The sequence below is a fragment of the Butyricicoccus porcorum genome (assembly GCF_002157465.1).
GTDB lineage: Bacteria > Bacillota > Clostridia > Oscillospirales > Butyricicoccaceae > Butyricicoccus_A > Butyricicoccus_A porcorum.
Genome location: NZ_NHOC01000004.1, coordinates 256,037 through 278,919 on the forward strand (window position 1 = coordinate 256,037; position 22,883 = coordinate 278,919).

The following is a 22,883-nucleotide window of genomic DNA, read 5'->3' on the forward strand; positions in this document are numbered from 1 at the left end:
TATCATCATGCTTAAGATGGGTTTTAACGAAGGCTGCACTTGGGATGGCAACCGCGGCTGTGCTGACCAGTCCCTGATGGCTGATCTGAAGGCTTGTGTAAAGTATGGCATCAAGGGTATCGATATCCGCTTTGACTGCCTGAATAAGTACCTCGAAGAAGGCGGCACGCTGGAAGAGCTGAACGCTTTCATGAAGGAAAATGACATCGTTCCGCTGTCCTACAATGCGCTGTGCTTCTTCAACATGAAGTCCACGCAGGAAGAGAAGGACGCTGTTATGGCGGAACTGGATGACATCATCGCGAAGTGTGCAGCAATCGACTGCCACATGGTCGTTGTTGTTCCGTCCTGCGATCTGGCAGAGAGAGGCATCGAAGCTACCCGTCAGGAAATCCGCGACGAGGCTGTTGCTGTCCTGAAGGAAATGATTAAGAAGTGCGAGCCGACCGGCCTGAAGCTGTCCCTCGAGTTCTGCGGCGCTCCGACCATGTCCATCAACACCTTCGACGACGCTTACGAAATCGTAAAGCTGGTTGACTCCCCGCTGATGGGCGTTACCCTCGACCAGTACCACTTCAATGGCATGCGTTCCGACTGGTCCAAGCTGGAGAAGGCTGATGGCAAGAAGATCTTCGTATGGCATCTGAACGACACGGAGGACGTTCCGGCTGGCGCTGGTTACAACACCGACGCAAAGCGCCTGTGGCCGTCTGATCCGCGCGGCTGCTTGGATCACAAGCGTTTCGCTGACACCCTGAAGGATATCGGCTATGACTTTGAGAACGGCTTCATCACCATGGAAGTATTCCGTCCGGATTACTACGAACTGAGCACCGACGAGTGCATCAGAATTGCTGCTGAAGAGACTGCAAAGCATATCCAGAGATACTGCAAATAAGATTTCCGGTCAAAAACCATTCAGACTGAGCTTTGTTTCAGTCGCAGGGCCGCAGGACATTGTCCTGCGGCCCTTTTCTGTTGGCTCTTTAGCAAAAAAAACACCGGCAGACCCGTCTGCCGGTGTTTGTGTTCCATTCAGCTGCCCTGCGCGAGATAGTCGTCAATCAACTCGGGAAAATGCAGCAGCGACGCCTGCCCGGTATTCATGCGCAGTACAAATGCCTGCGCGGAATCGCCGTCCAGTGTCAGTCCGCCAGCCTGTGCAGCTGTTCTCCCGTTTTCCACAGCCAGCACGCCATACCATATGCGCTGCTGGCTGTCCCTCTGTTCTGTGCGGATATAATGAAGCATATTTGGTTCCCCTCCGGAATTTCTATGCTCCAGTGTACCACAGACACAGCGGATAACCTGTCGGTTTGTGCCTCAGTCCTCAATGATTTCGTCGACATAGGGCGTGAGCTTTGCGATCAATCCTCTGGTGTCGCGCTTCGTGTCCTGCAACAGCTCTGCGTCATCAATCAGATTGACCCACACGGCATACCGCCCGTCATCGTGAAGCGTGACCTCCAGCTCCGGCCAGAGCGAATACTGCTTCGGTGTATAGCGGTCATCGCCCTCGAACAGAATACGTGCGGCAGGCACAATGTGCTTGCCCATAAAGATCAGGCGCTTCATCCCTTGAGCATCTCCCCGACAATCTGATTGACCAGCTTGCCGTCCGCCTTGCCCTTGACCTGCGGCATCAGGTGCTTCATCACCGGGCCCTTATCGCGCGGGGTCGGCACGGTAATCTGGAGCTGATCGAGTACGGACTGTACCAGCGCGCGAATCTGCTCCTCACCCATTTCCTCCGGAGCAAATTCCTTATAAATATCCAGCTTGAACTGGCACTCGCTGCGGATGTCCTCACGGTCAGCCGGAGCAGCGTCCATCGTCTCACGGGTCTGCTTGATTTCCTTTTTGATAATCGCATCCTCTTCTGCTTCGGTCAGATCTTCCCGCTTGTCCTTTGCCTTCGCCTTGAGGGCAGAGAGCAGCAGGGACAGCGCATCCTTGCGCGCGGAATCCTTCGCCTTAAGTGCTTCCATCATTTGCTTCTGAATTTCCTTTGTCTTGGACATTTTGGTATCCTCCTGTAAAAAAATAACGGAACACAGGAAACCTCCTCCCGCGTTCCGTCCATGTGCTTCTTTATCCGAACCGCCTGGATCGGAACCATTTTTGGAAAAATCCACTTTTCTCCTGCGTGTCTTCCATCTGCGGCACAGGTTCCTCCATCTGTACAGACGGCTCCGCTTCGCGGTATTCTGCGCCAGTCTGCACGCAGGTCAGAACCTGTTCCAGCTCTGTTGCCGCCGCATCTGCCTGTACATGCCGCATCTCTTCCAACACGGCAATCAGCCATGCCGTATTGCAGGTTTTCGTGCAGCCGACCTGCTTCATATGTGCTGCAATGGTCTGGCGTGCGCGCCGCATGGCGCGCTTGATCTCGATATCCGGCTGGGACAAAATCTCCGCCGCCTGCGGCGCGGAGCAGCCATCTCCACAGAGCAGCAGCAGCGCCGTACGCTCCTGCCGCGGCAAGCCGGAAATCACGCGGTATGCTTCCGCGCTGTCACCCGACAGCGCAGGAATGTTGCGCCCGATATCCTCCGGCTGCCGGAGCAGCTCGTCGAACGCAATGCGTCCAATCCAGACGCGCAGGTCACTCGGGGAACGCAGCGAGGAGACCTCATTCCATGCACGGCGATAAATCTGCGTCACGGCGGTTCCGATATACGGACAGCCAAGTACGGCGGCCATCATCCAGATATTCGGCGCAGTGTGCTCGAACAGGCAGGTAAGGCCTTCGGTTTCGCCGCGGTGCGCGAGGGCAATGGCATCCGCCAACGTCATGCAGTTCTCCTCCTTTCGTTATCCCAAGAATATAATCATACACCTTTTCACATAGATTTTCCATATGTGGTTTTACCAATTTTTCTGCACAGTTTTTGGTATTTCCCGTGCCTGCGCCGTGCAGAAAGGGTAAAAAATCGCATGGCCACACAGGCAGCCATGCGATCTGTTTCAGACTTGCGAACGGTCAGTCATCATCCGTGTCGTCATCCTCGTCGAGGTCGTCCTCTGCATCCGGCTCTTCGTCGGAATCGAATTCAATCTCCGGGAAATCATCTGCCGGGATATCGTCCTCCGGAATATCGCCCTCCGGGATATCATCCAGCGAAAAATCCCCATCCAGCGCGGACATATCGAATTCCAGTTCCTCGCCGCAGGCCGGGCACGCAATGCTTCCCTGGCTGAGTGCAGCCTCATCGACATAAATTTCCTCGCCGCAGCTCGGGCAGACAACCTCGAACAGCTCACTGTCCGGATCATATGCCATGTCGTCGGGTTCGACGTCCTCTTCGTCATAGGAATCATCATCGTCATAGATATCCTCAATCATGGCGTCAATGACTTCCTGCAATGCTTCGTTTTCTTCCTCCAGGTCGGTGATGGACAGCGCCATATCCTCCAGCAGATCGATGATCTCTTTGAAAAGACGGCCCTCTTTTTTATCCACATTGACTTCAAAGCCTTCAAACAGGCCGCGCACATACGCGACGCGCTCGGTAACAGTCATGGTTCCATTCCTCCTTATCTGGCAAACGCCGGATGCTCAGGTTCCCGGCTCACAAAAAGGACAAATCAGCCCTTTGCGCGCTCGAGGTACTCGCCGGTACGGGTGTCGATCTTGATCTTCTCGCCCTGGTCGATGAACAGCGGAACCTTTACGGTTGCGCCGGTCTCAACGACAGCCGGCTTCAGGGTGTTGGTAGCCGTGTTGCCCTTGAAGCCCGGATCGGTCTCGGTGATTTCGAGCTCAACGAACATCGGCGGCTCAACAGCAAATACATTGCCCTTGTAAGACAGGATCTTGCACATCATTTCTTCCTTGACAAAGCGGAAGTCATCGCCCAGGATATCCTTGCCGATCGGCTCCTGCTCATAGGTTTCCATATCCATGAAGTAGTACAGATCGCCGTCGTTGTACAGGTACTGCATGTCCTTGCGCTCAACGAATGCTTCGTCGTACTTATCATTCGGGTTGAAGGAACGCTCGGTAACAGCACCGGTCATGACGTTCTTCATCTTGGTACGGACGAAAGCTGCGCCCTTACCCGGCTTTACGTGCTGGAAACTAACTACCTGGTAAACCTGTCCATCCATTTCAAAGGTTACACCGTTACGAAATTCGCCTGCGGTCATAAATAAAGTCCTCCATATAAAAGAATAAAATGTCTTTTTATTAAATCTCTTATTATTCTACCCTATTGTACGTACTTTTGCAAGCACTTAGCCGCAAATTACCAGTTCTTTCGGCGCATTTGTCAGGTTGCGGCAGCCATCTGGCGTGATGCACAGCATGTCTTCAATGCGCACACCGAATTTTCCGGGCAGGTAGATACCCGGCTCGGCAGAGATAATATTGCCCGCCTCGAGGGGATTGGTGTTGTTCGGCGCGGCGACAGGTGTTTCATGAATGTCAATGCCGATGCCATGACCAAAGCTGTGACCAAAGTATGGGCCATAGCCCGCCTGCACGATGACATCACGCGCCGCCTTGTCCACATCGCGCCCACTGACGCCCGGCTTAGCTGCGGCAATGCCTGCGCGCTGTGCCTCGAGCACAATGTCATACACCTTGCGCATTTCATCGGTCACATGCCCAACCGCGACTGTGCGTGTCATATCCGAGCAATATCCCTCGACGGTGCAGCCAAAGTCCATTGTCACGAAATCGCCCGCCTCAATTTTCTTATCAGACGGCACGCCGTGCGGCATGGACGATTTGGTACCGGAGACGACAATCGGCTCAAACGACATCGCTTCTCCGCCGTAATCGAGCATGCGATAGGTCAGCAGCGCCGCGATATGCTTCTCCGTCACACCCGGACGGATGTCATTCAGAACCTCCTCCAGTGCGCGCTCCGCAATGCGCTGTGCGGCAACACAGCAGTCGATTTCCTGCTGGCATTTGACCTCGCGCAGTCTGCTGAGCAGCGTACCCATCGGTCTCAGCTTCGCAGCCAGCGCACGCTCCCATTGCGCATGGTCGGCACAGGTCATAAACCCCTCTTCAAAGGCAAGCGTGTGCACATCGTCCTGTGCACAGACGGCATTGACCATCCGCGCATAGGAGCCTTTTACCTGCTCAACGACAAAGCCTTCGCCAATGCGTTTTTTTGCCGCTTCGATATAACGGAAATCTGTAAACAGATAACCGCCCTTTTGGTCAATCAGGCACACGCCCGCCGAGGACGGAAAACCGGTCGCATACCGGCGGTTCTGCGGACTGGTAATCAGCACCGCATCGACGTCCGCCTCACGCAGTGCAGTTTGAATTTGTTTCAGCATAAGTCATACCTTCTTGTCTATTGCAGAAAATTGTTTCATATACTCTTGATAACAGCGCATCATTGCCGCGGCATCCTCCGCCTGCGTACCCGCCGATTCACAGATAAATCGGGGCGTATAGCCGCGTGCAGCGGTCTCCTGCGCGACCGCGTCGAATTTCGGGCCATACACGGTGTCGGAAAAGGTCAGATGGCGCACCTCGCCGCCCTTCCCATATTCAATCTTGGAAAAGTGGCTGTGGAATACGCGCGCACGTTCCATACCGATGGTGTTTTCCATCAGGTCAAACAGTGCCGCTACATCCTCACGGGTACACATGCCGCCGTGCGTGCGCGCATTAAGATGGCCGAAGTCGATACACGGCAGCAGCCGGTCATCGAGTGCCACCAGCTCCATGATCTCCTCTGCTGTGCCGATGACATTGATTTTGCCCATTGTTTCCAGACAAATGGTGACATCGTCATAACCTGCCGCATCGCGCTGTTCGAGAATGCGGCGCACGTTATCACGGCTGTTTTCCATTGCCTGCGCGCGGCTGCGCTTGCCCACACCGCCCGTATGCACAACAATGCGGTCTGCACCCATATCATGTGCCGCGCGGCAGCTCTCCAGCACATAGCGCGCATTCTTCTCGCGCTGTACGTCATCATCCGTCGAGAGATTGATAAAATACGGTGCATGCAGCGACAACGTAATGCCGTTATCACGGGCTGCCTGACCGATTTTCTGTGCGGTCTCCGTGCCGACGCGCACGCCGCGCCCGCACTGGTATTCATACGCTGTCAGCCCCATCTGCGCGAGCCACGCCGGTGCATCCGCAGTCGCGCGAAAACCTGCCGCGGCAAATGACTCCGCATTGCCCGCGGGTCCGAATACTGCTTCCATTTCATGCCTTCTTTCATCTTTGGGAACCATTTTGACTGTAAAAATGCAGCCTTACTTAGTGTACTTGATTTTTCACTGAAATGCAACGTGATCGGAGGAAAACAGCATGGAGAACCGAACAAACTGGATCATTGCCGCCGCCGGAATCGATGCTGTGCGCACGCGGGAGGCAGGGCTGACCTGTCTGCACCTGTGCACGCAGCTCTCTCTGGAGGGGCGTTTTGTCCCGCTGGCTCATCCCGCCAGTGCCCGTGGAGATTTTCTCGGCATTACAGACAGCGGCGGCGTGCCGCGCGGCTGTGATCTGTTTGCCGCCGAAGCGATCTCCGCCGCGCAGGAGCGCGGCTGCGCCGGCATCATGGCGGATTTTGAGCGCCCGCTGTTGCAGGAGCTGACCGCCGCACTGGACCGTGAAGCCCACCGCGCCGGGCTGCCGCTGCTCATCCCACTGCCGCTCGCGGAATATGCACCAAACGCCTGCGCCATCGCGGACACAGCGATTTCCGGCGGCAGTCTCGAGGGGCGTTTTTCTGAGCTGCTCCGACGCTTCGGGCGCGGGCGCATCGCCGCACAGCTGGTTTGCTCGTGTGCGGATTTTCCCCTCCCCTGTGCCAATCCGAACGGCACGCCACTGTCGCCTGAGGAATTTCAAAAGCTGCTGCACCGCACCGGTTCCACAGTTTTTTTCTCCCGCGAGCTGTGCGCAAAATATTTCACCTATTCCGACGGAGACCATGCACATTTCGTCCTGTTCGACGACGCGGATACGCTGCGCACCAAGGCGCGCCTGCTGCGCGGCCTGGGCGTCTCCCGCCTGCTGGCGGTATATCCCGACGCCTGTCGCATGGGGCTTCTGACCCCTGTACAAAAAAGATGACCGCAGGTCGTGTTACCTGCGGTCTGAGGAAAAAGATCAGTGATTGTTGGGGAACAGCTTTCCGAACAGCCAGTGCGTGAACGGCGCTGCCGCAAACATGTTCCAGAAAAACGCCATCGGGAAATTTTTCAGGAATGTGCCGACCCAAATGGCGGGCAGCTGAACAATCGGCGCACCGCCGAGAATGAGATTGAACAGAATGGATGCAACCATGCTCATGGTCGGGCACATCACAGCGACCGTACCTGCCTGCCGCATCAGCTGACAGAAATACGGGTTGTCTGTCTCCGGATTGCAGTGGCGTGCCATAAACCGGGCGCCCAGTCGATTGCCCCACAGATTGGAAAACAGAAAGACGAACACGCCCATGTACAGCGCTTCCTTAAACGCCTCCCAGAACACGATGTCGGTCATGTTGCTGAATCCGCCCGCCGACAGGTTAAAGCCCATCTTGATAGCGATGTTGTAGACCTCCATGCCGTATGCCATCGCATACGACATAATCAGCCCGAAAATGATGCCCTGTGTCTTTGTCTTCGGCATATGTATCTCCTCCTGCGCACAATGCGCAATATAATGTGAATCCCCGCCTTGCATGCAAAGAAAAAAGCGCATAATATCCGAACTCGGATATTACACGCTTTGCGATAACCAAATACATCTTTGTGCTACACGGTATCTTTATTTTCGCACATGCTGTGGCAAAAAGTCAAGGAACATTTTTTGCAGGAGTACAAAAAAATGCGGTACAGCCGAAGCCATACCGCATTTTCCGTTTTCAGAAGTACCTTACCAGACCTGATTTCCCTTGCTGTCCATAAACGAACGTTTGCAGTACCGGCATTCGAGCACCGGGCCGATCAGCGGCAGCGGCTTATGGCAGTTCGGGCAGCGCCATTTGACCATGTTGATGGCATAAAATACAACCACACAGAGAATGGCAGCATAGCCCAGACGGTTTGCAATCAGGTTGTTTGCATCCTGCGTTGCAAAACAGATCACGCATGAGATGACGATCATGGCAATTCCTGCCATCAGCACATAAAATGCGATGCGGTGCCACTTGCGGTACGGTTTTTCTTCACGGAACGGCGTTTTTGCCATATATGATCTCTCCTGTTACTTTTTTCTTTTTATTTTAACACATTCCCCCACGGGATGCAACGCCATGCGCTGCCATCCGCGTGAAAAACGGAAATCTCTTAGCAGCAGTCACAGGAATTGCCGCCATTGCAGCCGCCATTGCCGCCCCAGCCGAACGAACCGCCGCCGCAGCAGAAGATCAGGATCAGGATGATAATCCAGCAGCAGTCAAAACCGCCGAAGCCACACGAATTGTTGCACATAACAAATTCCTCCTGTTTCATAATTTCATTCTCATAGTATTGGGTGGACAGGCCGGAGGTGCAGGCAAAGCGAAGTTTTTTCCAAAAAGATCAGCCCGCCCCGCCAAAGCGGAACGGGCTGTATCTGTTTCCCGTGTTATTCGCCGAACTCAAACGGATCCGTCGCCTTCATGTGATAACACAGCTTCATCAGTGAATCGGAAAAATGCACATTTTCCACCGGAACGCCGAGATGATCCTGACGCAGCGACACATTGGAGAAATTCCAGATGCCGCGCACACCACAGCGCACCAGGCGCTCGGAGACCAACTGTGCCTGGTCGGCCGGAACGCACAGCACCGCGATATCCGGACGCTCACGCTCACAGAACAGCTCCAGGTCATGCAGCGCATGCACCGGAATGCCGCGGAAATCGCGGCCAATGACCTCCGCAGCTGTGTCAAATGCTGCAATTGGGCGGACGCCGCAGAAAGAAAAGTCAAAATTGCGAAGCAGGGCGCGGCCGAGATTGCCCACCCCCAGCAGGATGGCGCGCTGACTGCCGGCGACGCCGAGAATGCGTTCCAGCTCGACAATCAGCTTGTCCACACTGTATCCGTAGCCCTGCTGACCGAAGCCACCGAAGCAGCTCAGATCCTGCCGGATCTGCGACGCAGTCAAATCCATCTGCGCTGCCAGATCCTTGGACGAAATTCGTCCGACTCCTTCATTTGCCAGCTGGCGAAGTGTGCGGTAATAGCGCGGCAGACGGCTTATGACTGCCTTGGATACATGCTTTGCGTTTTCCACGGATAATCCTCCTGAGTTCCTTTCTTAATCAAAGGGAGGCTTCCAGAGTTTCACGAACAGCCTTGATGAAGCCTTCCGTATTGAGTGGGGTAACATCCTCGAGCGTGGTAATCAGCGCGAGGTCTTTTGTCATCTTACCAGATTCTACGGTGTCAATGCAAGCCTTTTCGAGCTTGTCAGCAAATGCAGACAATTCCGGCAGGCCGTCCAGCTCGCCGCGCTTGCGCAGTGCGCCCGTCCAGGCAAAGATGGTTGCGATGGAATTGGTCGAGGTTTCCTCGCCCTTCAGGTGCTTGTAATAATGGCGCTGTACGGTGCCATGCGCTGCCTCATATTCATAGACGCCCTTCGGGGAAACCAGAACAGAGGTCATCATGGACAGGGAGCCGTATGCAGTTGCGAGCATGTCGCTCATGACGTCGCCGTCGTAGTTCTTGCACGCCCAGATGTAGCCGCCGTTGGAGCGAATGACGCGGGCAACGGCATCGTCGATCAGAGTGTAGAAATATTCCAGACCGAGCTCCTCGAACTTCTCCTTGTACTCGGTGTCATAGATTTCCTGGAAGATGTCCTTAAACGTGTGGTCATACTTCTTGGAAATGGTGTCCTTGGTTGCAAACCACAGATTCTGCTTTGTATCAACTGCAAAGTTGAAACAGCTTCTCGCAAAGCTCTCGATGGAGGAGGTCAGGTTGTGCATGCCCTGTACAATGCCGGAGCCTGCAAAGTTGTGTACCAGCTCGCGGGTCTCGCTGCCATCTTCAGCGGTATAAACCAGCTCAACTTTGCCCGGGCCCGGAATCTTCATCTCAGAGCCCTTGTATACGTCGCCGTAAGCATGACGTGCAATCGTAATCGGCTTAACCCAGTTCTTAACATACGGTTCAATGCCCTTGACCAGAATCGGCGCACGGAACACAGTGCCGTCGAGGATGGCGCGGATGGTGCCGTTCGGGCTCTTCCACATCTCCTTCAGGTTATACTCGTCCATGCGTGCCGCATTCGGCGTGATGGTTGCACACTTGACGGCAACGCCGTACTTCTTGGTGGCCTCCGCAGAGTCGACCGTAACCTGATCGTTGGTCTTATTGCGGTATTCCAGACCCAGATCGTAATACTCAGTCTTCAGGTCGATAAACGGACAGAGCAGCTCGTCCTTAATCATCTTCCAGATGACACGGGTCATTTCGTCGCCGTCCATCTCGACGAGCGGTGTAGTCATTTTAATCTTTTCCATGACGGATTATTCCTCCTGTCTGTATCGGAGCGGCGCAGAAGAGCATTTTCCCCTGTCTGCCGCCTGTTCGGGTGGGATACGGTATGCGATGTACTTTCCTGTATTGCTGCCCGTTCCGCCCATACTGACGGTGCTGCCATTTCCTGGAGAAAATTTTTTCTCTTTGTGCATGCCAAATTGGGAAATCCTGCAAATCTGCCCGTATGCCACAAAAGTGGAGCATCTCTGCTTATCCGGTCACACACGGCAGCTGAACAGAATCAGAAAAGCTGGTAGAATTTGAAAACCATTTCTATATTACACCTTTTTTGGCAGATTTTCTACCTTTTGGCGCGTTTTTTTGCAATTCCGTGCTTTTGACAGATTTTTTCCGAAATTTCTGCCGTGGCAAAGGCATTTTGCCAAATCGTTCCTGTATTTCCTGCAAGAAATTCATAGTACGCCTGCGCGCCGATCATAGCGGCGTTATCCCCGCACAGGCTGAGCGGCGGCATATAGACAGGCACACCGAAGCCTGCCGCCATCGCTTCCAGGTCTGCGCGTAGACGGGAATTGGCCGCAACACCACCCGCTGCGACCAGCGTGTGCACACCGGTCTGCTCTGCCGCGAGCTTCAGGCGCGGCACCAGCGTATCGCTGACCGCCGCCGAAAACGAAGCTGCAAGGTCATGCACCCGGATCTCCTCCCCCTTCTGCTCCGCATTGTGCGCGAGGTTGATAACCGCTGTCTTGAGGCCGGAGAACGAGAAGTCCAGCGGCGCGCCGTCGACATGCGAGCGCGGCAGGACATATGCCTTGTCGTCGCCGCCCTGCGCAAGCTTATCAATCTTCGGGCCGCCGGGATAGCCGACGCCGAGCACGCGCGCCACCTTGTCAAACGCTTCGCCCGCCGCATCGTCGCGCGTGCCGCCCAGGATTTCCATGTCGGTGTAATCGCGCACCAGCACGATCATCGATGAGCCGCCGGAGGCCGACAGACACAGGAACGGCGGCTCCAGCTCCGGGAACGCCAACAGATTCGCCGCGATGTGTCCGCGGATGTGGTGCACCGGAATGAATGGCTTGCCGAGCGACCACGCCAGCGATTTTGCATAGTTTGCGCCGACCAGCAGTGCGCCGATCAGGCCGGGCGTACAGGTTGCCGCAATCGCATCGACATCGGCAAATTCCATACCCGCCTCGCGCACCGCCGCCTGTGCCACTGCGCTGATCGCTTCGACATGCCCACGGCTCGCAATTTCCGGCACGACACCGCCATACAGCGCATGCTCGTCCGCCTGTGAGTGAATAATATTGGAACAGATTTTCCTGCCGTCCTCGATGACCGCCGCCGCAGTCTCGTCGCAGGACGACTCAATTGCTAAAATTTTCATATGCTCTTTACCCAGTTTATTTCTTTTTGTATTTCTGCTCAATGCGTATATAAACAGCAATGAGCACAATGGTTTCAAACACCACGCCGAGCACGGACAGCAGAATCAGCGCCGACGGCTGCGGGATCAGCATCGGAATGCCGAGCACGCAGAACACAGCTGCATACGCCAGCCACAGCACACCGACTGCACGGTTATATGCCTTCACGTTCTCCATCTGCGGTGTCTCCGCATTCGCCCAGAAGCCGACCTGCTTCTTTGTAAAAAAGCACCGGATGCCGATGCCGAAAAACAACAGCCCGCACGCAAGCCAGACCAGGAAACCGATGTTCCATGCGTTCACACTCATCCTTCTTTCAACTGTGCCGTCATGAGCAGTGCGTCCTCCGTCGGATGAGAATAAAACCTGCGGCGCGTGCCGACCGGCACAAAGCCGCAGGCAGTATACAGCGCAATGGCAGGCGCATTGGACGCGCGCACTTCGAGCGTCACAAATGTCAGGTCAGCTGACCGCGCGAGCAGTGCCTGTACGAGTCTGCGCCCGATGCCGCGCCGCCGGAAGGCGGGTGCAACCGCAACATTGGCAATGTAGCCCTCGTCGAGAACGGTGTGGCAGCCGATATAGCCCGCCACCGTGCCGCTCTCATCCACCGCTGTCAGGAAACGCGCACAGATGTTGTCCAATTCCTCACGCAGTCCGTCCTCCGTCCATGGGTCAGCAAAACATGCGCGTTCGATTTCCGCAATTGCGCCGACATGCTCCGCCGCAAATGGGACGATACAAATCTCGCTCATGGAAGTTCCTCCACCTGTGCACGGATCTCGTCCGCACACCGCGCATATGCCTCGTTTCCCATGCCGAACGGGTCTTCGATGTCCGCCATCGCATGGATTTTATGTGCCTGCTGCGGGTGTTCCTCCGCCAGATGGCGGGCAATCGCCGCCGTGACACACCACACGTCGTCCGCCTTTTCCAGCATGGCGGCAGACAGCTGCCGCGACCGGTGTGCCCCGATCAGCGGCGGACAGACGGCTTTACACAGCGCCGCGCCCTCGTCGGCATACACGCCTGCACTGTACGCCGGTTTCCCACAGGCGCGCTGATACAGCGCAGCTGCCAGCGGCGCGCGGCAGATGTCATTGATATCGACAAACAAAACCATGCTTACCCCTTTGCCGCGTACCAGTCCCGGCCCCATGCGGCATCCGCACGCAGCGGTGCGGCAAGGGCACAAGCCGCTTCCATTTCCTCTTTGAGCAGCTTTGCCGCGATCTCGATCTCATCCTCCGGTGTTTCGAGGATCAATTCGTCGTGCACCTGCAAAATCAGGCGGCTGCGCAGCTGTTCCTTTTTCAGTCTGCGATATACGCGCACCATGGCAATCTTGATGATGTCCGCCGCCGTGCCCTGAATCGGCGTATTGAGCGCAGCGCGCTCGCCGAAGGAACGGATGTTAAAATTTTTGGATTTCAGCTCAGGCAGATAGCGCCGGCGCCCGAACATCGAGCAAACATAGCCGTCTTCCTTTGCCTGCTGCTTGATGCGCTCCATGTAATCGCGCACGCCGTGATAGACGGCCAGATAATTGTCAATGTATTCGCCTGCCTGCTTGACGGAAACGCCGATGTCATTCGCCAGCGAAAATGCGGAAATACCGTAGACAATACCGAAATTGACCGCTTTGGATGAGCGGCGCATCGACGGCGTGACCTCGTCCAGCGGCACATGAAATACCTGCGACGCGGTGACAGCATGAATGTCCATGCCGGAATGGAACGCATCGATCATTGTTTTATCGTCCGCAATATGCGCCAGCACACGCAGTTCGATCTGCGAATAGTCCGCATCGACCAGCACACAGCCATCTTTTGCAGCAAACATATGCCGCAATTCGCTGCCCAGTTCCTGCCGGACGGGAATGTTCTGCAAATTCGGATTGACCGAGCTGAGCCGTCCGGTCGCAGTCACCATCTGCTGGAACGTGGAATGGATGCGTCCATCGTCCGCGATGACCTTGAGCAGCCCGTCCACATAGGTCGAACGCAGCTTTGTCAGCTGGCGGTATTCGATGACCATGCCGACAATCGGATGATAGCCCTGCAATGCTTCGAGCACATCGATGTTTGTCGAATAGCCGTTCTTGGTTTTCTTGATAACCGGAAGTCCCAGCTCGTCGAACAAAATTGTTCCGAGGGTTTTGGTCGAATTGATGTTAAACTCGCGCCCGGCCTGCTCATAGATCTGTGTAGTTAGCTCGTCAATGCGGGTGGTCAGCGTTTCGCCGAATGTGCGCAGCGCATCCGCATCTGCCTGAAAGCCGTCATGCTGCATGGAGGCGAGTACGATTTCCAGCGGCAGCTCGATGTCATAATACAGCTCATGCATGCCCTCTTCATCAATTTTCGGACGGATGATTTCTTCCAGCTGTGCAACAGCAGCAGCATGCGCACACAGTGTCTGTCCCGCTGTCTCCGCCCCGCCGAGCGGGGAAAACGCATCATCTGCCTCGTAATCAGACGCAGGCGGCAGCTCGCGGCTGAGATAGCCGAGTGCGGTCTTTTCCAGTCCATAGCCGTTTTCCGTCGGATTGAGCAGGTACGCGCCGAGCGCCGTATCAAAAGCAAAATCTGCCGCCTCAATGCCCTCTTCGAGCAGGGCAGTCAGATATGGTTTTCCGTCGTGCACAATCAGCGGATACGCACCGGAAAACAGCTGCTCCAGCAATGCATGCCACGCCTGTGTCCCGACCTGGTCGGCGCTCAGCAAATACGCAGTATCATCCACCAACACGCACAGCGCAGAGAGCGACTGCGGCGCAGTCAGCACGATGCGGTCTTTTCCCTCAATGGCGGCGAGCAGCTGCTCCCCGCTCTCTGCCGCAACGCAGGTGATACTCTTTTCCGGTGCGGCTTGCTGTACCGCCTCCGGCGCGTGCAGGTTCAGGCGTGTGATGAAATTCTTAAATTCCAATCTCGTGAACAGGTTGTACAGCGCTTCCTCATCCATCTGCATGGGCGGCAGGTCAGCGACGTTGGTCTCCAGCGGCACATCGCGCACAATCGTGACCAGATGCAGGCTCTGCTCTGCACTCTCCCTGCCCTCGAGCAGACGCGTGCGCTGACCCTTTTTGATAAACGGATCGTCGATGTTGTCATACACCGCCTGCACCGTGCCGAATTTCTGAATCAGGCCCATCGCGGTCTTTTCACCGATGCCGGGCACGCCCGGGATGTTATCAGACGTATCTCCCATCAGCGCTTTGAGGTCAATCATATGAATAGGGTCAAAGCCGTACTGCTCACGGAATACCTCGGTCGTGTATTCCGTTGTCGTGGTCTGTCCCCGGCGCGTGACCGCGAGCAGCACCGTGGTGCCGCCGCCGATGAGCTGGAGGGAATCCTTATCGCCCGTGACCAGCATGCAGGTATCCCCGCGCTCGTTCGCCTGTCGGCTCAGCGTGCCGAGCAGGTCATCCGCTTCAAAGCCCGGCTTTTCCATGCGCGGGATCCCCATTGCGTCGAGCACCTCGCGGATGAGCGGCAGCTGCTGTGCCAGCTCGTCCGGCATACCCTTTCGCGTGCCCTTATAGGCTTCATATTCTTTATGGCGGAATGTTTTTTCCCTGACATCAAAGCAGACGACGATGCGATCCGGTGCATGCTCGCCCTGTAGCTTCAACATCGTCGCCACAAAGCCGTACACCGCATTGGTAAACAGCCCCTCATGGTTGTTCATCAGGCGCACGCCGTAAAACGCACGGTTCAGCATGCTGTTGCCGTCAATTACCATCAGCTTCATTCTTCGCCCTCCTTACACATCTTGTATTTGGAAACAGATTTATTATAGCATGCCCGCCATATGGATTGCCAGTCATGACGGGAACAAATAAGACGGAATTCCTGCCCAATCGGCGCAGACTTTTGGCACAGCGCACGCAGTTCGGGAAATATATTGTTTATATGTTCCAAATTGACGCATTGTTTTGCGCTTGATATAATAGTTTTATCCGAATCTGTAAGAGAGAGGAAGTTGTTCCATGCGCCTGCTCCACATCCTGCGCCGCTTTGGCAGCTCCGCTGCGGCGGCGTTTTTGATTCCCTGGCTGTCATTTTTTCTGCCGGAATTGTTTATCTACACCTATACCGATACCTCTGCTTTTTCCCTCGCGTTCTCAGCAGTGTGGGCAGGAATCCTGGCCGGATTTTTGTTCCTGCTGCCGCGCCTGCCCGCGCGTATTTTATTCGTCCTGCTGTATTACCCGGCTGCAACACTCGCTATCTTACAGGCGGGCTATTTTGAACTTTTCGGCAAATTCATGTGGCTGACCTATCTCGTCTATCTGCGCGACGGCGCAGAATTCGCAGGCTCCGTTTTTGATTATCTTCCCGCCGGTTTTGTCCCGGCTGCAGTGCTGTTGCTTCTGTGGGGCGCAGCTGCCTGCCGCCTGCGGCCGAACACCACAGCCAGCCGTGCCAAAGTGCTCGCAGTGTGCTTCTGTGCTGTCACCGCAGCTGCCGCACTGCCGTACCTGCTGAATGCCGCCTGTGCGGGAGATGAGCTAGAGCGTGGGCTGGGAACCGATTACTATGCCGGAAAATCGCTGCGCCGTGCGTATGACCTGATGTATGACGCGCACAAGGTCTACACAATGTGCGGGCTGTACCATTCCGCCGGACGCGATATCTGGGTTCACCTGCTCGAGCCGCAGCTGCCCGGCAACAAATCAGAAGAAAACCAGAAGCTCGCGCGCATCGAGTCATATTTTGCCCAACGCGAATCCGCTACAGAAAACGAAATGACCGGAACACTGGCGGGCAAAAATGTCATTCTCGTGCTGATGGAAAGTGCAGATGACTGGACCATCCGCGAGGATACCACGCCGACCCTCTGCCGTCTGATGCGCGAAGGCATCAACTTCACCAACCTGTACACACCGCTGTACGGCAGCGTGCGCACGTTCAACACGGAATTTACCGTCAACACCGGCGTGTTCTCCCCGACCGACGGCAGTCTGACCTTTACCTACTGCGGCAATGACTATTCTGAAAGCCTGCCCAACACCTTCCGCGCCGCGGGCTATTCCGCAAATGCATTTCATTACAATTCTCCGAGCTTTTACAGCCGGGGCGTCATGGACCCCGCGATGGGGTATGAAACCTACATCTGCTATGCCGATTACGCAGAGCACAGCAACCAGTTTTCCAGTGAGCTGTATGAAGATACGTTTGTGCTGACCAATCCCGACCTGCGCGCACAGCTGCTGCCGGACAAGCCGTTTTTTAACTTCGTGATCTCGCGCAACGCACATATGCCGTATTCTTCCGATGACTCGGTCAGCAAATACGCCATGGAACAGTATCCGCAGTATGCCGACGCGGACGAGTGTGAAGAAGTTGGCTACTACCTCGCAAAAATGAAGCTGCTGGACAACTTTTTTTCACAGCTGCTGGCCGAGCTGGAACGCGCCGGCCAGCTGGAAAACACGGTTATCGTCGGCGTTACTGACCACTATTCCTACTCGATGAAGGATCAGGAGCGCGTGCGTGCATTGTCAGATGTACCGGTCGACCTCATGGTGGAAAAGACGCCGTTTTTCATCTGGTCGACTGACCTCCAACCGATGACAGTGGACAAGACGCTCAACACAAGCGATATCGCACCCACACTGCTCAATCTGTTCGGCCTGTCCTCGGGTACATACTACATCGGACACGATGCCTTTGATCCCAATTACGCCGGTTATGCCATTTTCAGTGACGGCAGCTGGATTGACGGCAATGTTGTCTATCAGGACGGTGAAATCATCCATGAATTTTCCGATGGCGCAGCGGCGAGGACAGATATTGCAACCATGAATCAGACTGCACAGGATTTTATCGAAATCAATAACCTGATTTTGGAAACTGATTACTATTCCAAATAAAAAATACACCACAGACCGCAGCTTGCGCGCAGTCTCTGGTGTAAAAAAAGAAAAAACTGTGATGCAGGGCGTACCCGGAGGATGGTATTGCCCTGAATTTTTTGAAACAATCAGCTGATTTTCAGCTCCAGCCGCAGGCGATCCGCAACCATAGAAATAAATTCGCTGTTGGTCGGTTTTCCTTTTGTGCCAGAAACCGTAAAGCCGAAATATTCCTGAAGCGTATCGACATCTCCGCGATCCCAGGCGACTTCAATCGCATGCCGGATGGCGCGCTCCACGCGGGAGGATGTTGTTTTGAATTTTTTTGCCACAGTCGGATATAATATCTTTGTGATCGCATTGATGGCTTCCATATCGTGAATCGTCATAATAATGGCTTCACGCAGATACTGATATCCTTTGATGTGTGCCGGTACACCAATCTGGTGAATGATATTGGTCACGCGCATTTCAATTTCCAAATCCTCATCCGGCATACGCACTGCCGGTGTACGCGAAAAATTGCGCTGTCCGCCATAGCGGCTGACCCGCTGTGCGAGCGCCTGCAAATCCACCGGCTTGCGCAGATAAAAGCTGACGCCGAGCGCATTGCATTCCGCTGTCATCTCCTGCGAGGCAAAGCCGCTCAGGACAAAAATAACCGGCATTTTGGCCGGTGCAGCGTCATTCAGCTCGTGCAGGACGGTCAGTCCATCCGTGCCCGGCAGCATCGGGTCGAGCAGCAGCACATCCGGCATACTATCCAGTATGTGCTGTGCCAATCCTTTTCCCTCTGCGAATGAACCAACTATTTCCACGCGATTGTCCCGTGTCAATGTTTCGTCGAGCAATTTGCGAAACTCTGTATCTTCGTCGGCAATCAGCACCCGAATTCTGTTCTCCATGATGTCATTCCCTGCCTTCCAGCATATCCGTAATTATTTGCCGCATTTACGACGGTTTTAGATTACCATATTTTCCGAATTAAGACAATGAATTTTACCCATTTATTCATAAAAATCGTACGACGACATTCCTGCTTTTACACCCGGTAAATCCAGTATTTTTTTGTCAATCCGATAATCTTATGCTCGAATTATGTGATTTTCTGTCAAATTTCCCCGGAAACAGGAACATTTTTTTCGACAGAAAATCCAATTTATAAACATAGAAAGCAAGCAAAAAGAAAAGCCCACCATTAGGCGGTGCAACTTAGGGATTTTAATTCCTTGAAAAAGATTCGGCATAGTTTGGTATTTTACCGGGCTATGCCGATTTTTCATTTGCCGGGGTATATCCTCATGCTCGTGAAGAAGTATCACGATACCCATTGCGAGGATAAGGAAGTCCTTATCACCATCAAAAAGGCTATCGATGCCAGCCCTGAGCTGCGTAGCAAGAAGGCGCTTATTGAAACCTTCATCGCAGGTATCAATGATGTTGAAGATGTCATGACCGAATGGCATGATTTCGTTGCAGAACAGCGTGAACAGGATCTGGTTGCCATCATCAAGGAAGAAAAGCTGAAAGAGGCTGAAACCCGTAAGTTCCTCGACAACTCCTTCCGAGAAGGTGAAATCAAGATTGTCGGTACAGACATTGAGAAAATCCTTCCTCCAGTCAGTCGTTTCGGTGGCGGTAACAGAGCAAAGAAAAAAGAAGGTGTAATCAGCAAGCTGAAAGCTTTCTTTGAGAAATACTTCGGTATTGGTGGTTCTGTTAAGTTCTCCGATGAACCGTAAGAGAAAAAGGTTATTACATACGATTTTGCTCCACAGGCACCGCTTATGGTTGCGGATGGAAAAACTCCGTATGGTGCAAAAAAGGAGGATTAAAGAATGGATTTTGATGCGTTAAAAAACTTATCAGCATCTTTCAAACCTATTGACATATCACGTATTGCTATGCCTGAACCGATATATCCTAAAATTGAAATGCCTGAACTTCCAATTATAGATCCGGAAGATACTATAATGGGTGATATTAAAAGGAAAATCGAGGAGCAAAATAATCTTACAACTCAGCAGATAAATATACTTGTTGAACAGAATAAACTGCTGGCTGATAATTATAATAAATTAAAGGAAATGTATGATGCTCAGGCGGAGTCATACAAAGCTGCTCAAGAGGATTTGAAAAGCAGTAGAAGATACAATACTATCATGATGATTATCGCAGCTGTCGCTATGATTGCTGCGATTACAGGCCCAATAGTAACGATACTCGTAAGTCAATAATAACGAAAATGACCACAACAGAGGCGATTGCCAATGCTGTGGTCATTCTTTTTGCTCCGCTTGAGGGCTGTCAGCACTCATATTTTACTTGTTCTGTAAAATCCCTGTGTTGAACGCCCTTTGGGCGAGCCTTTCCGTTTCCTCTCTTATCCTGCTGCTTCGAGCATTTTTCAATCGAGCTGTCAAACCTCGCGCCGGGTTGTTCACCAGCACATGTTTCACCGCGCCGACCAGCTTCCCATTTCGTATTGTTGGCAAGTTGCTCACGAGTGATTGTAATTCAGGGAACCATTTTGCAGACGCAAAACAGCCATGCACCGAAGTGCATGACTGCTATGTAAACAACTCTGGTTATATGCTGAGGAAACTGGAATTTATGCGAATGCATGATTCATGATTCTGTTTTGCAGATAATCATAAAAGGCATCATACTCCACTTGTGAAATCGGCATAGGGTTACTCATGACGACCAGCTCATGCCCTTTATTTCCCTTATGGTACGGAGGGTGAACATGCGGATACGGATTCCCAACAAATCCGCATCGCTCATAAAACGCCTTTCTTCTGATGGATATCGCATCAATCGGGGGATCGATTTCAAGTATGAGCGTCTTCTGCTTTTCCTTTAAAAGCGAGAGCACCCTCTGCCCATATTGCTTGTTTCGCATTTCCGGCAGAATGCAGAAATGCTCGATGTAGACATTGTCTAATCTCTCCCAATACAAAACAATCCCTACAAAAATGTCCGCATCGTAAATCAGGTCGAAATGATAGTCATCATCACGCAAAATCTCAGCCTGAGAAAAAGCCTCTCTCTGTTCATGAAGTGGGAAACTAATTTGATACAGCTCTAAAGCTCGGTTATACATGGAATGCAATGGATTGGTAATTCGTTCAAGATGCATAGTTGCTGCCCTCCCAAATTCTGATTTATCTGCACCAAGTATAACATATAACTTTCATTCTGCAAAGAAATTGTTGTCCCTACGATCAATCACACATCCCGCAATTGTCAATAGGGACAACAAGATCCAGCGCTGCTACAATGATTCAGCCGCTGCTAACATATTTTCTATAAAGATTCCATATCCTCTCGTCAGGTTGTTCACCAGCACATATGTTATCGCGCCGACCAGCTTCCCATCCTGCAAAATCGGACACCTCCTACGAGTGAACGTTCGTTATTCAGCCTGGTGAAGCAACAAATTGACATTTATCGTTCTATAACGATTGTGAGCAAAACCAAATCATCCGTTCCCGTATTGATCATACTGTGTTCCGATCCTTTTTGCAAATATGGCAGGTACCAGCACGCAAAATTTCCTCTTGACCATCACAGATGGCTTTTCCGTTTCCCGACAATACGTAATTTATATCATCACTGGTTTCATGCTTATGCAATCCGATGGATCCACCTGCGTGAATAGAACACGGAATTATTTTTCCTTGCTCGTCCATATACATTTTCGCTGTCATCGTTCCTGTTCCGTTATTCATTCCTGGCACAGTTATTTCTTTCATTTTAGCAAAATCAACCAACATAGTGATTCCTCCAAATACCGATTTATCTGCACCAAGTATACCATACAGCTTTCATCTTGCAAAGAAAAAGGTTGCCCCTATTATCAATCACATCTCCCGCAATTATCAATAGGGACAACAAGATAAAGGCTATAATTATTTATTCAGCCGCGTCCAGCATATTTTCTATAAAGATTCCATAACCTCTTGCCGGGTTGTTCACCAGCACATGTGTCACCGCACCGACCAGCTTCCCATCCTGCAAGATCGGGCTGCCGCTCATGCCAGGTACGATCCCGCCAGTTTTTTCCAGCAACTCCGGGTCTGTGACACGAATGGTCAGCGAACGCCCATCCACGGTGTTCGTTGCCACCTTCTCAATCACAATTTCATAATACTCTGGTGTCTTTCCTGACACACACAACAGAATTTCCGCCTTTCCGGTATAAATTTCCTCTTTCTCTGCCGTATCCACAGCATAAGCGGCAGAATACAGCGAGCTGTCCGTCAGTGTGCCAAAAATGCCGCACGCCGTATTTTCGTTCAGCTGACCAATCTCCCGGGAAAATTCATACGTGCCGACCAGCTCGCCCGGTGTACCTGCTTCACCCGCGACAACACCGATCACACTCGCAGGTACAATAGAACCAGTTTCCAACGGCATCAGCGCACCGCTGTCAATATCGCTGACCGGATGACCGAGCGCACCAAATTCACCGCTCTCCGGATCCACATACGTCAGCGTGCCAATACCTGCCATGCTGTCACGCACAAGAATCCCAATTTGATACGTTCCAGTGGTCTTGCTTTTGACCGGTTGGACTGACACGGAAATATCAGTATCTCCGCGCAGTCCGGTAAACCGAATTGGGTTACCTCTGCTCTGCTTCACAATTTCCGCAAGCTGGCTGCTGGACGAAAGGGTTTCCCCGTTTGCCGCTTGTAAAATGTCGCCTGCCTCCAGTCCGGCCTGTTGACCAGGGCAGATCTCCCCAGCCGGACTGTCTACTGTCGTCATAGCTGACACGACGACGCCCGCCGCTGTCATGCGCACGCCGACCGGTACGCCCAGCGGAACCAGTTTCTGCGACGCCGCCTGTGCGCTCGGTGACAAAGCACAAACCAACAGCAGTGCCGCACACCATTGCTTTGCCAATGTTTTCCGCATTGCATCCTCTCCCTTCCTCTTTTATCGTGACCGCAATGCGGCAATCACATTCGTGCGTTTGTCTGGGTCTATGGGCAGAGTCTGCACGGCATGTCCGCCGCTGTCCTCTGACGGAAATGTCTGTCGGCTCCTCCATGCATGCAGGAAGCAGATGACAGATGCGGCATTTCCGTGTATAATAAACATCACAGAATAGACATCTATGACGAAACAGGAAAACACAGGAGAAAAAGGGAGAGTTTGAC

At 53.2% G+C, this 22,883-nt stretch carries 28 protein-coding genes and 1 pseudogene; 5 read left to right on the forward strand and 24 right to left on the reverse strand.

The features are described 5' to 3' along the window. The first annotated feature begins 7 nt into the window (after positions 1-7). Positions 8-898 (forward strand): sugar phosphate isomerase/epimerase family protein, encoded by an 891-nt coding sequence (locus CBW42_RS05635; protein WP_087018602.1) that lies wholly within the window; start codon positions 8-10, stop codon positions 896-898. A 137-nt stretch (positions 899-1,035) separates the two neighbouring features. On the opposite strand, the gene CBW42_RS05640 is transcribed toward CBW42_RS05635, so the two are convergent. The 8 genes from CBW42_RS05640 to CBW42_RS05675 all read right to left on the reverse strand — a co-directional run bounded on the left by CBW42_RS05640 (position 1,036) and on the right by CBW42_RS05675 (position 6,183). Further along, entirely contained in the window at positions 1,036-1,251 is a 216-nt protein-coding gene (locus CBW42_RS05640; protein WP_087018604.1) for a hypothetical protein, read from the reverse strand. A 72-nt stretch (positions 1,252-1,323) separates the two neighbouring features. Then, the gene (locus CBW42_RS05645; protein ID WP_087018606.1) at positions 1,324-1,575 is read right to left on the reverse strand and encodes a hypothetical protein; all 252 of its coding nucleotides are present in this window, start codon (positions 1,573-1,575) and stop codon (positions 1,324-1,326) included. Beyond that, positions 1,572-2,021 carry a GatB/YqeY domain-containing protein gene (locus CBW42_RS05650; RefSeq protein WP_087018608.1) on the reverse strand — a complete coding sequence of 150 codons (450 nt, stop codon included), beginning with the start codon at positions 2,019-2,021 and terminating at the stop codon, positions 1,572-1,574. Before CBW42_RS05650 ends, CBW42_RS05645 begins: the two co-directional genes overlap by 4 nt. Before the next feature lie 70 nt (positions 2,022-2,091). Next, positions 2,092-2,796, reverse strand: a complete 705-nt coding sequence (locus CBW42_RS05655) for an RNA polymerase sigma factor (protein ID WP_087018611.1) — start codon at positions 2,794-2,796, stop codon at positions 2,092-2,094. A 187-nt stretch (positions 2,797-2,983) separates the two neighbouring features. Beyond that, on the reverse strand, positions 2,984-3,523 hold the full coding sequence (locus CBW42_RS05660) for a CD1247 N-terminal domain-containing protein (RefSeq protein WP_087018613.1): 540 nt from the start codon (positions 3,521-3,523) through the stop codon (positions 2,984-2,986). A 65-nt stretch (positions 3,524-3,588) separates the two neighbouring features. Next, the gene (gene efp, locus CBW42_RS05665) at positions 3,589-4,149 is read right to left on the reverse strand and encodes an elongation factor P (RefSeq protein WP_087018614.1); all 561 of its coding nucleotides are present in this window, start codon (positions 4,147-4,149) and stop codon (positions 3,589-3,591) included. A gap of 87 nt (positions 4,150-4,236) precedes the next feature. Beyond that, on the reverse strand, positions 4,237-5,298 hold the full coding sequence (locus tag CBW42_RS05670) for a M24 family metallopeptidase (protein WP_087018616.1): 1,062 nt from the start codon (positions 5,296-5,298) through the stop codon (positions 4,237-4,239). Between the two features lie 3 nt (positions 5,299-5,301). Beyond that, positions 5,302-6,183, reverse strand: a complete 882-nt coding sequence (locus CBW42_RS05675; RefSeq protein ID WP_087018618.1) for a TIM barrel protein — start codon at positions 6,181-6,183, stop codon at positions 5,302-5,304. Positions 6,184-6,289: 106 nt separating this feature from the next. On the opposite strand from CBW42_RS05675, the gene CBW42_RS05680 reads away from it, so the two are divergent. Then, entirely contained in the window at positions 6,290-7,060 is a 771-nt protein-coding gene (locus CBW42_RS05680; RefSeq protein WP_087018621.1) for a glycoside hydrolase family 18 protein, read from the forward strand. Between the two features lie 36 nt (positions 7,061-7,096). Here CBW42_RS05680 and CBW42_RS05685 read toward each other — a convergent pair whose 3' ends face one another. From CBW42_RS05685 to polA, 10 genes are all read right to left on the reverse strand, one after another. Further along, positions 7,097-7,603 (reverse strand): hypothetical protein, encoded by a 507-nt coding sequence (locus CBW42_RS05685; RefSeq protein WP_087018623.1) that lies wholly within the window; start codon positions 7,601-7,603, stop codon positions 7,097-7,099. 246 nt (positions 7,604-7,849) lie between these two features. Further along, positions 7,850-8,164: a DUF2614 family zinc ribbon-containing protein gene (locus CBW42_RS05690; RefSeq protein ID WP_087018625.1), complete on the reverse strand. Its 315-nt coding sequence runs from the start codon at positions 8,162-8,164 to the stop codon at positions 7,850-7,852. A gap of 98 nt (positions 8,165-8,262) precedes the next feature. Continuing rightward, positions 8,263-8,406, reverse strand: coding sequence for a hypothetical protein (locus tag CBW42_RS14635; RefSeq protein WP_165761076.1), 144 nt, complete (start codon positions 8,404-8,406; stop codon positions 8,263-8,265). Between the two features lie 136 nt (positions 8,407-8,542). Then, the gene (locus CBW42_RS05695; protein ID WP_087018627.1) at positions 8,543-9,196 is read right to left on the reverse strand and encodes a redox-sensing transcriptional repressor Rex; all 654 of its coding nucleotides are present in this window, start codon (positions 9,194-9,196) and stop codon (positions 8,543-8,545) included. Between the two features lie 28 nt (positions 9,197-9,224). Continuing rightward, positions 9,225-10,433 carry an NADP-dependent isocitrate dehydrogenase gene (locus CBW42_RS05700; protein WP_087018629.1) on the reverse strand — a complete coding sequence of 403 codons (1,209 nt, stop codon included), beginning with the start codon at positions 10,431-10,433 and terminating at the stop codon, positions 9,225-9,227. Positions 10,434-10,753: 320 nt separating this feature from the next. After that, entirely contained in the window at positions 10,754-11,806 is a 1,053-nt protein-coding gene (gene tsaD / locus CBW42_RS05705) for a tRNA (adenosine(37)-N6)-threonylcarbamoyltransferase complex transferase subunit TsaD (RefSeq protein WP_087018631.1), read from the reverse strand. 16 nt (positions 11,807-11,822) lie between these two features. After that, the gene (locus CBW42_RS05710) at positions 11,823-12,149 is read right to left on the reverse strand and encodes a hypothetical protein (RefSeq protein ID WP_242969805.1); all 327 of its coding nucleotides are present in this window, start codon (positions 12,147-12,149) and stop codon (positions 11,823-11,825) included. A 2-nt stretch (positions 12,150-12,151) separates the two neighbouring features. Next, complete coding sequence (gene rimI, locus CBW42_RS05715) at positions 12,152-12,601, reverse strand: ribosomal protein S18-alanine N-acetyltransferase (protein ID WP_087018633.1); 450 nt, start codon at positions 12,599-12,601, stop codon at positions 12,152-12,154. Continuing rightward, entirely contained in the window at positions 12,598-12,969 is a 372-nt protein-coding gene (locus CBW42_RS05720) for an arsenate reductase/protein-tyrosine-phosphatase family protein (protein ID WP_165761077.1), read from the reverse strand. The genes rimI and CBW42_RS05720 overlap by 4 nt, the downstream gene beginning before the upstream one ends. Before the next feature lie 2 nt (positions 12,970-12,971). Then, a complete protein-coding gene (polA, locus tag CBW42_RS05725) occupies positions 12,972-15,605 on the reverse strand; it encodes a DNA polymerase I (protein ID WP_087018636.1) in 2,634 nt (877 codons plus the stop codon). Positions 15,606-15,843: 238 nt separating this feature from the next. Between polA and CBW42_RS05730 the strand changes: the two genes are divergently transcribed. Then, the gene (locus CBW42_RS05730) at positions 15,844-17,730 is read left to right on the forward strand and encodes an LTA synthase family protein (RefSeq protein WP_087018638.1); all 1,887 of its coding nucleotides are present in this window, start codon (positions 15,844-15,846) and stop codon (positions 17,728-17,730) included. Between the two features lie 110 nt (positions 17,731-17,840). Here CBW42_RS05730 and spo0A read toward each other — a convergent pair whose 3' ends face one another. Further along, positions 17,841-18,617, reverse strand: coding sequence for a sporulation transcription factor Spo0A (spo0A, locus tag CBW42_RS05735; RefSeq protein WP_087018640.1), 777 nt, complete (start codon positions 18,615-18,617; stop codon positions 17,841-17,843). Positions 18,618-18,941: 324 nt separating this feature from the next. Here spo0A and CBW42_RS05740 point away from each other — a divergent pair, with 324 nt between their 5' ends. Both CBW42_RS05740 and CBW42_RS05745 read left to right on the forward strand, forming a co-directional pair. Further along, complete coding sequence (locus CBW42_RS05740) at positions 18,942-19,454, forward strand: type I restriction endonuclease subunit R, EcoR124 family (protein WP_407922953.1); 513 nt, start codon at positions 18,942-18,944, stop codon at positions 19,452-19,454. A gap of 96 nt (positions 19,455-19,550) precedes the next feature. Continuing rightward, on the forward strand, positions 19,551-19,949 hold the full coding sequence (locus CBW42_RS05745) for a hypothetical protein (RefSeq protein ID WP_087018644.1): 399 nt from the start codon (positions 19,551-19,553) through the stop codon (positions 19,947-19,949). Between the two features lie 84 nt (positions 19,950-20,033). On the opposite strand, the gene CBW42_RS15345 is transcribed toward CBW42_RS05745, so the two are convergent. The 5 genes and pseudogenes from CBW42_RS15345 to spoIVB form a co-directional block, all read right to left on the reverse strand. Further along, entirely contained in the window at positions 20,034-20,267 is a 234-nt protein-coding gene (locus tag CBW42_RS15345) for a SpoIVB peptidase S55 domain-containing protein (RefSeq protein ID WP_108721047.1), read from the reverse strand. A gap of 56 nt (positions 20,268-20,323) precedes the next feature. Further along, a complete protein-coding gene (locus CBW42_RS05750; RefSeq protein WP_087018646.1) occupies positions 20,324-20,854 on the reverse strand; it encodes a GNAT family N-acetyltransferase in 531 nt (176 codons plus the stop codon). A gap of 135 nt (positions 20,855-20,989) precedes the next feature. After that, positions 20,990-21,106 (reverse strand): annotated as a pseudogene (locus CBW42_RS05755) (SpoIVB peptidase S55 domain-containing protein); the annotation flags it as partial. Positions 21,107-21,215: 109 nt separating this feature from the next. Continuing rightward, complete coding sequence (locus CBW42_RS05760) at positions 21,216-21,491, reverse strand: cupin domain-containing protein (RefSeq protein ID WP_242969806.1); 276 nt, start codon at positions 21,489-21,491, stop codon at positions 21,216-21,218. Positions 21,492-21,630: 139 nt separating this feature from the next. After that, a complete protein-coding gene (gene spoIVB / locus CBW42_RS05765; RefSeq protein WP_087018650.1) occupies positions 21,631-22,638 on the reverse strand; it encodes a SpoIVB peptidase in 1,008 nt (335 codons plus the stop codon). Between the last annotated feature and the right edge of the window lie 245 nt (positions 22,639-22,883).

Excerpts from the sequence above, each read along its gene's own strand:
- CBW42_RS05635 (WP_087018602.1), top strand. The coding sequence starts at position 8 with ATGCTTAAGATGGGTTTTAACGAAGGCTGCACTTGGGATGGCAACCGC.
- CBW42_RS05640 (WP_087018604.1), bottom strand. The coding sequence starts at position 1,251 with ATGCTTCATTATATCCGCACAGAACAGAGGGACAGCCAGCAGCGCATA.
- CBW42_RS05645 (WP_087018606.1), bottom strand. The coding sequence starts at position 1,575 with ATGAAGCGCCTGATCTTTATGGGCAAGCACATTGTGCCTGCCGCACGT.
- CBW42_RS05650 (WP_087018608.1), bottom strand. The coding sequence starts at position 2,021 with ATGTCCAAGACAAAGGAAATTCAGAAGCAAATGATGGAAGCACTTAAG.
- CBW42_RS05655 (WP_087018611.1), bottom strand. The coding sequence starts at position 2,796 with ATGACGTTGGCGGATGCCATTGCCCTCGCGCACCGCGGCGAAACCGAA.
- CBW42_RS05660 (WP_087018613.1), bottom strand. The coding sequence starts at position 3,523 with ATGACTGTTACCGAGCGCGTCGCGTATGTGCGCGGCCTGTTTGAAGGC.
- efp (WP_087018614.1), bottom strand. The coding sequence starts at position 4,149 with ATGACCGCAGGCGAATTTCGTAACGGTGTAACCTTTGAAATGGATGGA.
- CBW42_RS05670 (WP_087018616.1), bottom strand. The coding sequence starts at position 5,298 with ATGCTGAAACAAATTCAAACTGCACTGCGTGAGGCGGACGTCGATGCG.
- CBW42_RS05675 (WP_087018618.1), bottom strand. The coding sequence starts at position 6,183 with ATGGAAGCAGTATTCGGACCCGCGGGCAATGCGGAGTCATTTGCCGCG.
- CBW42_RS05680 (WP_087018621.1), top strand. The coding sequence starts at position 6,290 with ATGGAGAACCGAACAAACTGGATCATTGCCGCCGCCGGAATCGATGCT.
- CBW42_RS05685 (WP_087018623.1), bottom strand. The coding sequence starts at position 7,603 with ATGCCGAAGACAAAGACACAGGGCATCATTTTCGGGCTGATTATGTCG.
- CBW42_RS05690 (WP_087018625.1), bottom strand. The coding sequence starts at position 8,164 with ATGGCAAAAACGCCGTTCCGTGAAGAAAAACCGTACCGCAAGTGGCAC.
- CBW42_RS14635 (WP_165761076.1), bottom strand. The coding sequence starts at position 8,406 with ATGTGCAACAATTCGTGTGGCTTCGGCGGTTTTGACTGCTGCTGGATT.
- CBW42_RS05700 (WP_087018629.1), bottom strand. The coding sequence starts at position 10,433 with ATGGAAAAGATTAAAATGACTACACCGCTCGTCGAGATGGACGGCGAC.
- tsaD (WP_087018631.1), bottom strand. The coding sequence starts at position 11,806 with ATGAAAATTTTAGCAATTGAGTCGTCCTGCGACGAGACTGCGGCGGCG.
- rimI (WP_087018633.1), bottom strand. The coding sequence starts at position 12,601 with ATGAGCGAGATTTGTATCGTCCCATTTGCGGCGGAGCATGTCGGCGCA.
- CBW42_RS05720 (WP_165761077.1), bottom strand. The coding sequence starts at position 12,969 with ATGGTTTTGTTTGTCGATATCAATGACATCTGCCGCGCGCCGCTGGCA.
- polA (WP_087018636.1), bottom strand. The coding sequence starts at position 15,605 with ATGAAGCTGATGGTAATTGACGGCAACAGCATGCTGAACCGTGCGTTT.
- CBW42_RS05730 (WP_087018638.1), top strand. The coding sequence starts at position 15,844 with ATGCGCCTGCTCCACATCCTGCGCCGCTTTGGCAGCTCCGCTGCGGCG.
- spo0A (WP_087018640.1), bottom strand. The coding sequence starts at position 18,617 with ATGGAGAACAGAATTCGGGTGCTGATTGCCGACGAAGATACAGAGTTT.
- CBW42_RS05745 (WP_087018644.1), top strand. The coding sequence starts at position 19,551 with ATGGATTTTGATGCGTTAAAAAACTTATCAGCATCTTTCAAACCTATT.
- CBW42_RS05750 (WP_087018646.1), bottom strand. The coding sequence starts at position 20,854 with ATGCATCTTGAACGAATTACCAATCCATTGCATTCCATGTATAACCGA.
- CBW42_RS05760 (WP_242969806.1), bottom strand. The coding sequence starts at position 21,491 with ATGTTGGTTGATTTTGCTAAAATGAAAGAAATAACTGTGCCAGGAATG.
- spoIVB (WP_087018650.1), bottom strand. The coding sequence starts at position 22,638 with ATGCGGAAAACATTGGCAAAGCAATGGTGTGCGGCACTGCTGTTGGTT.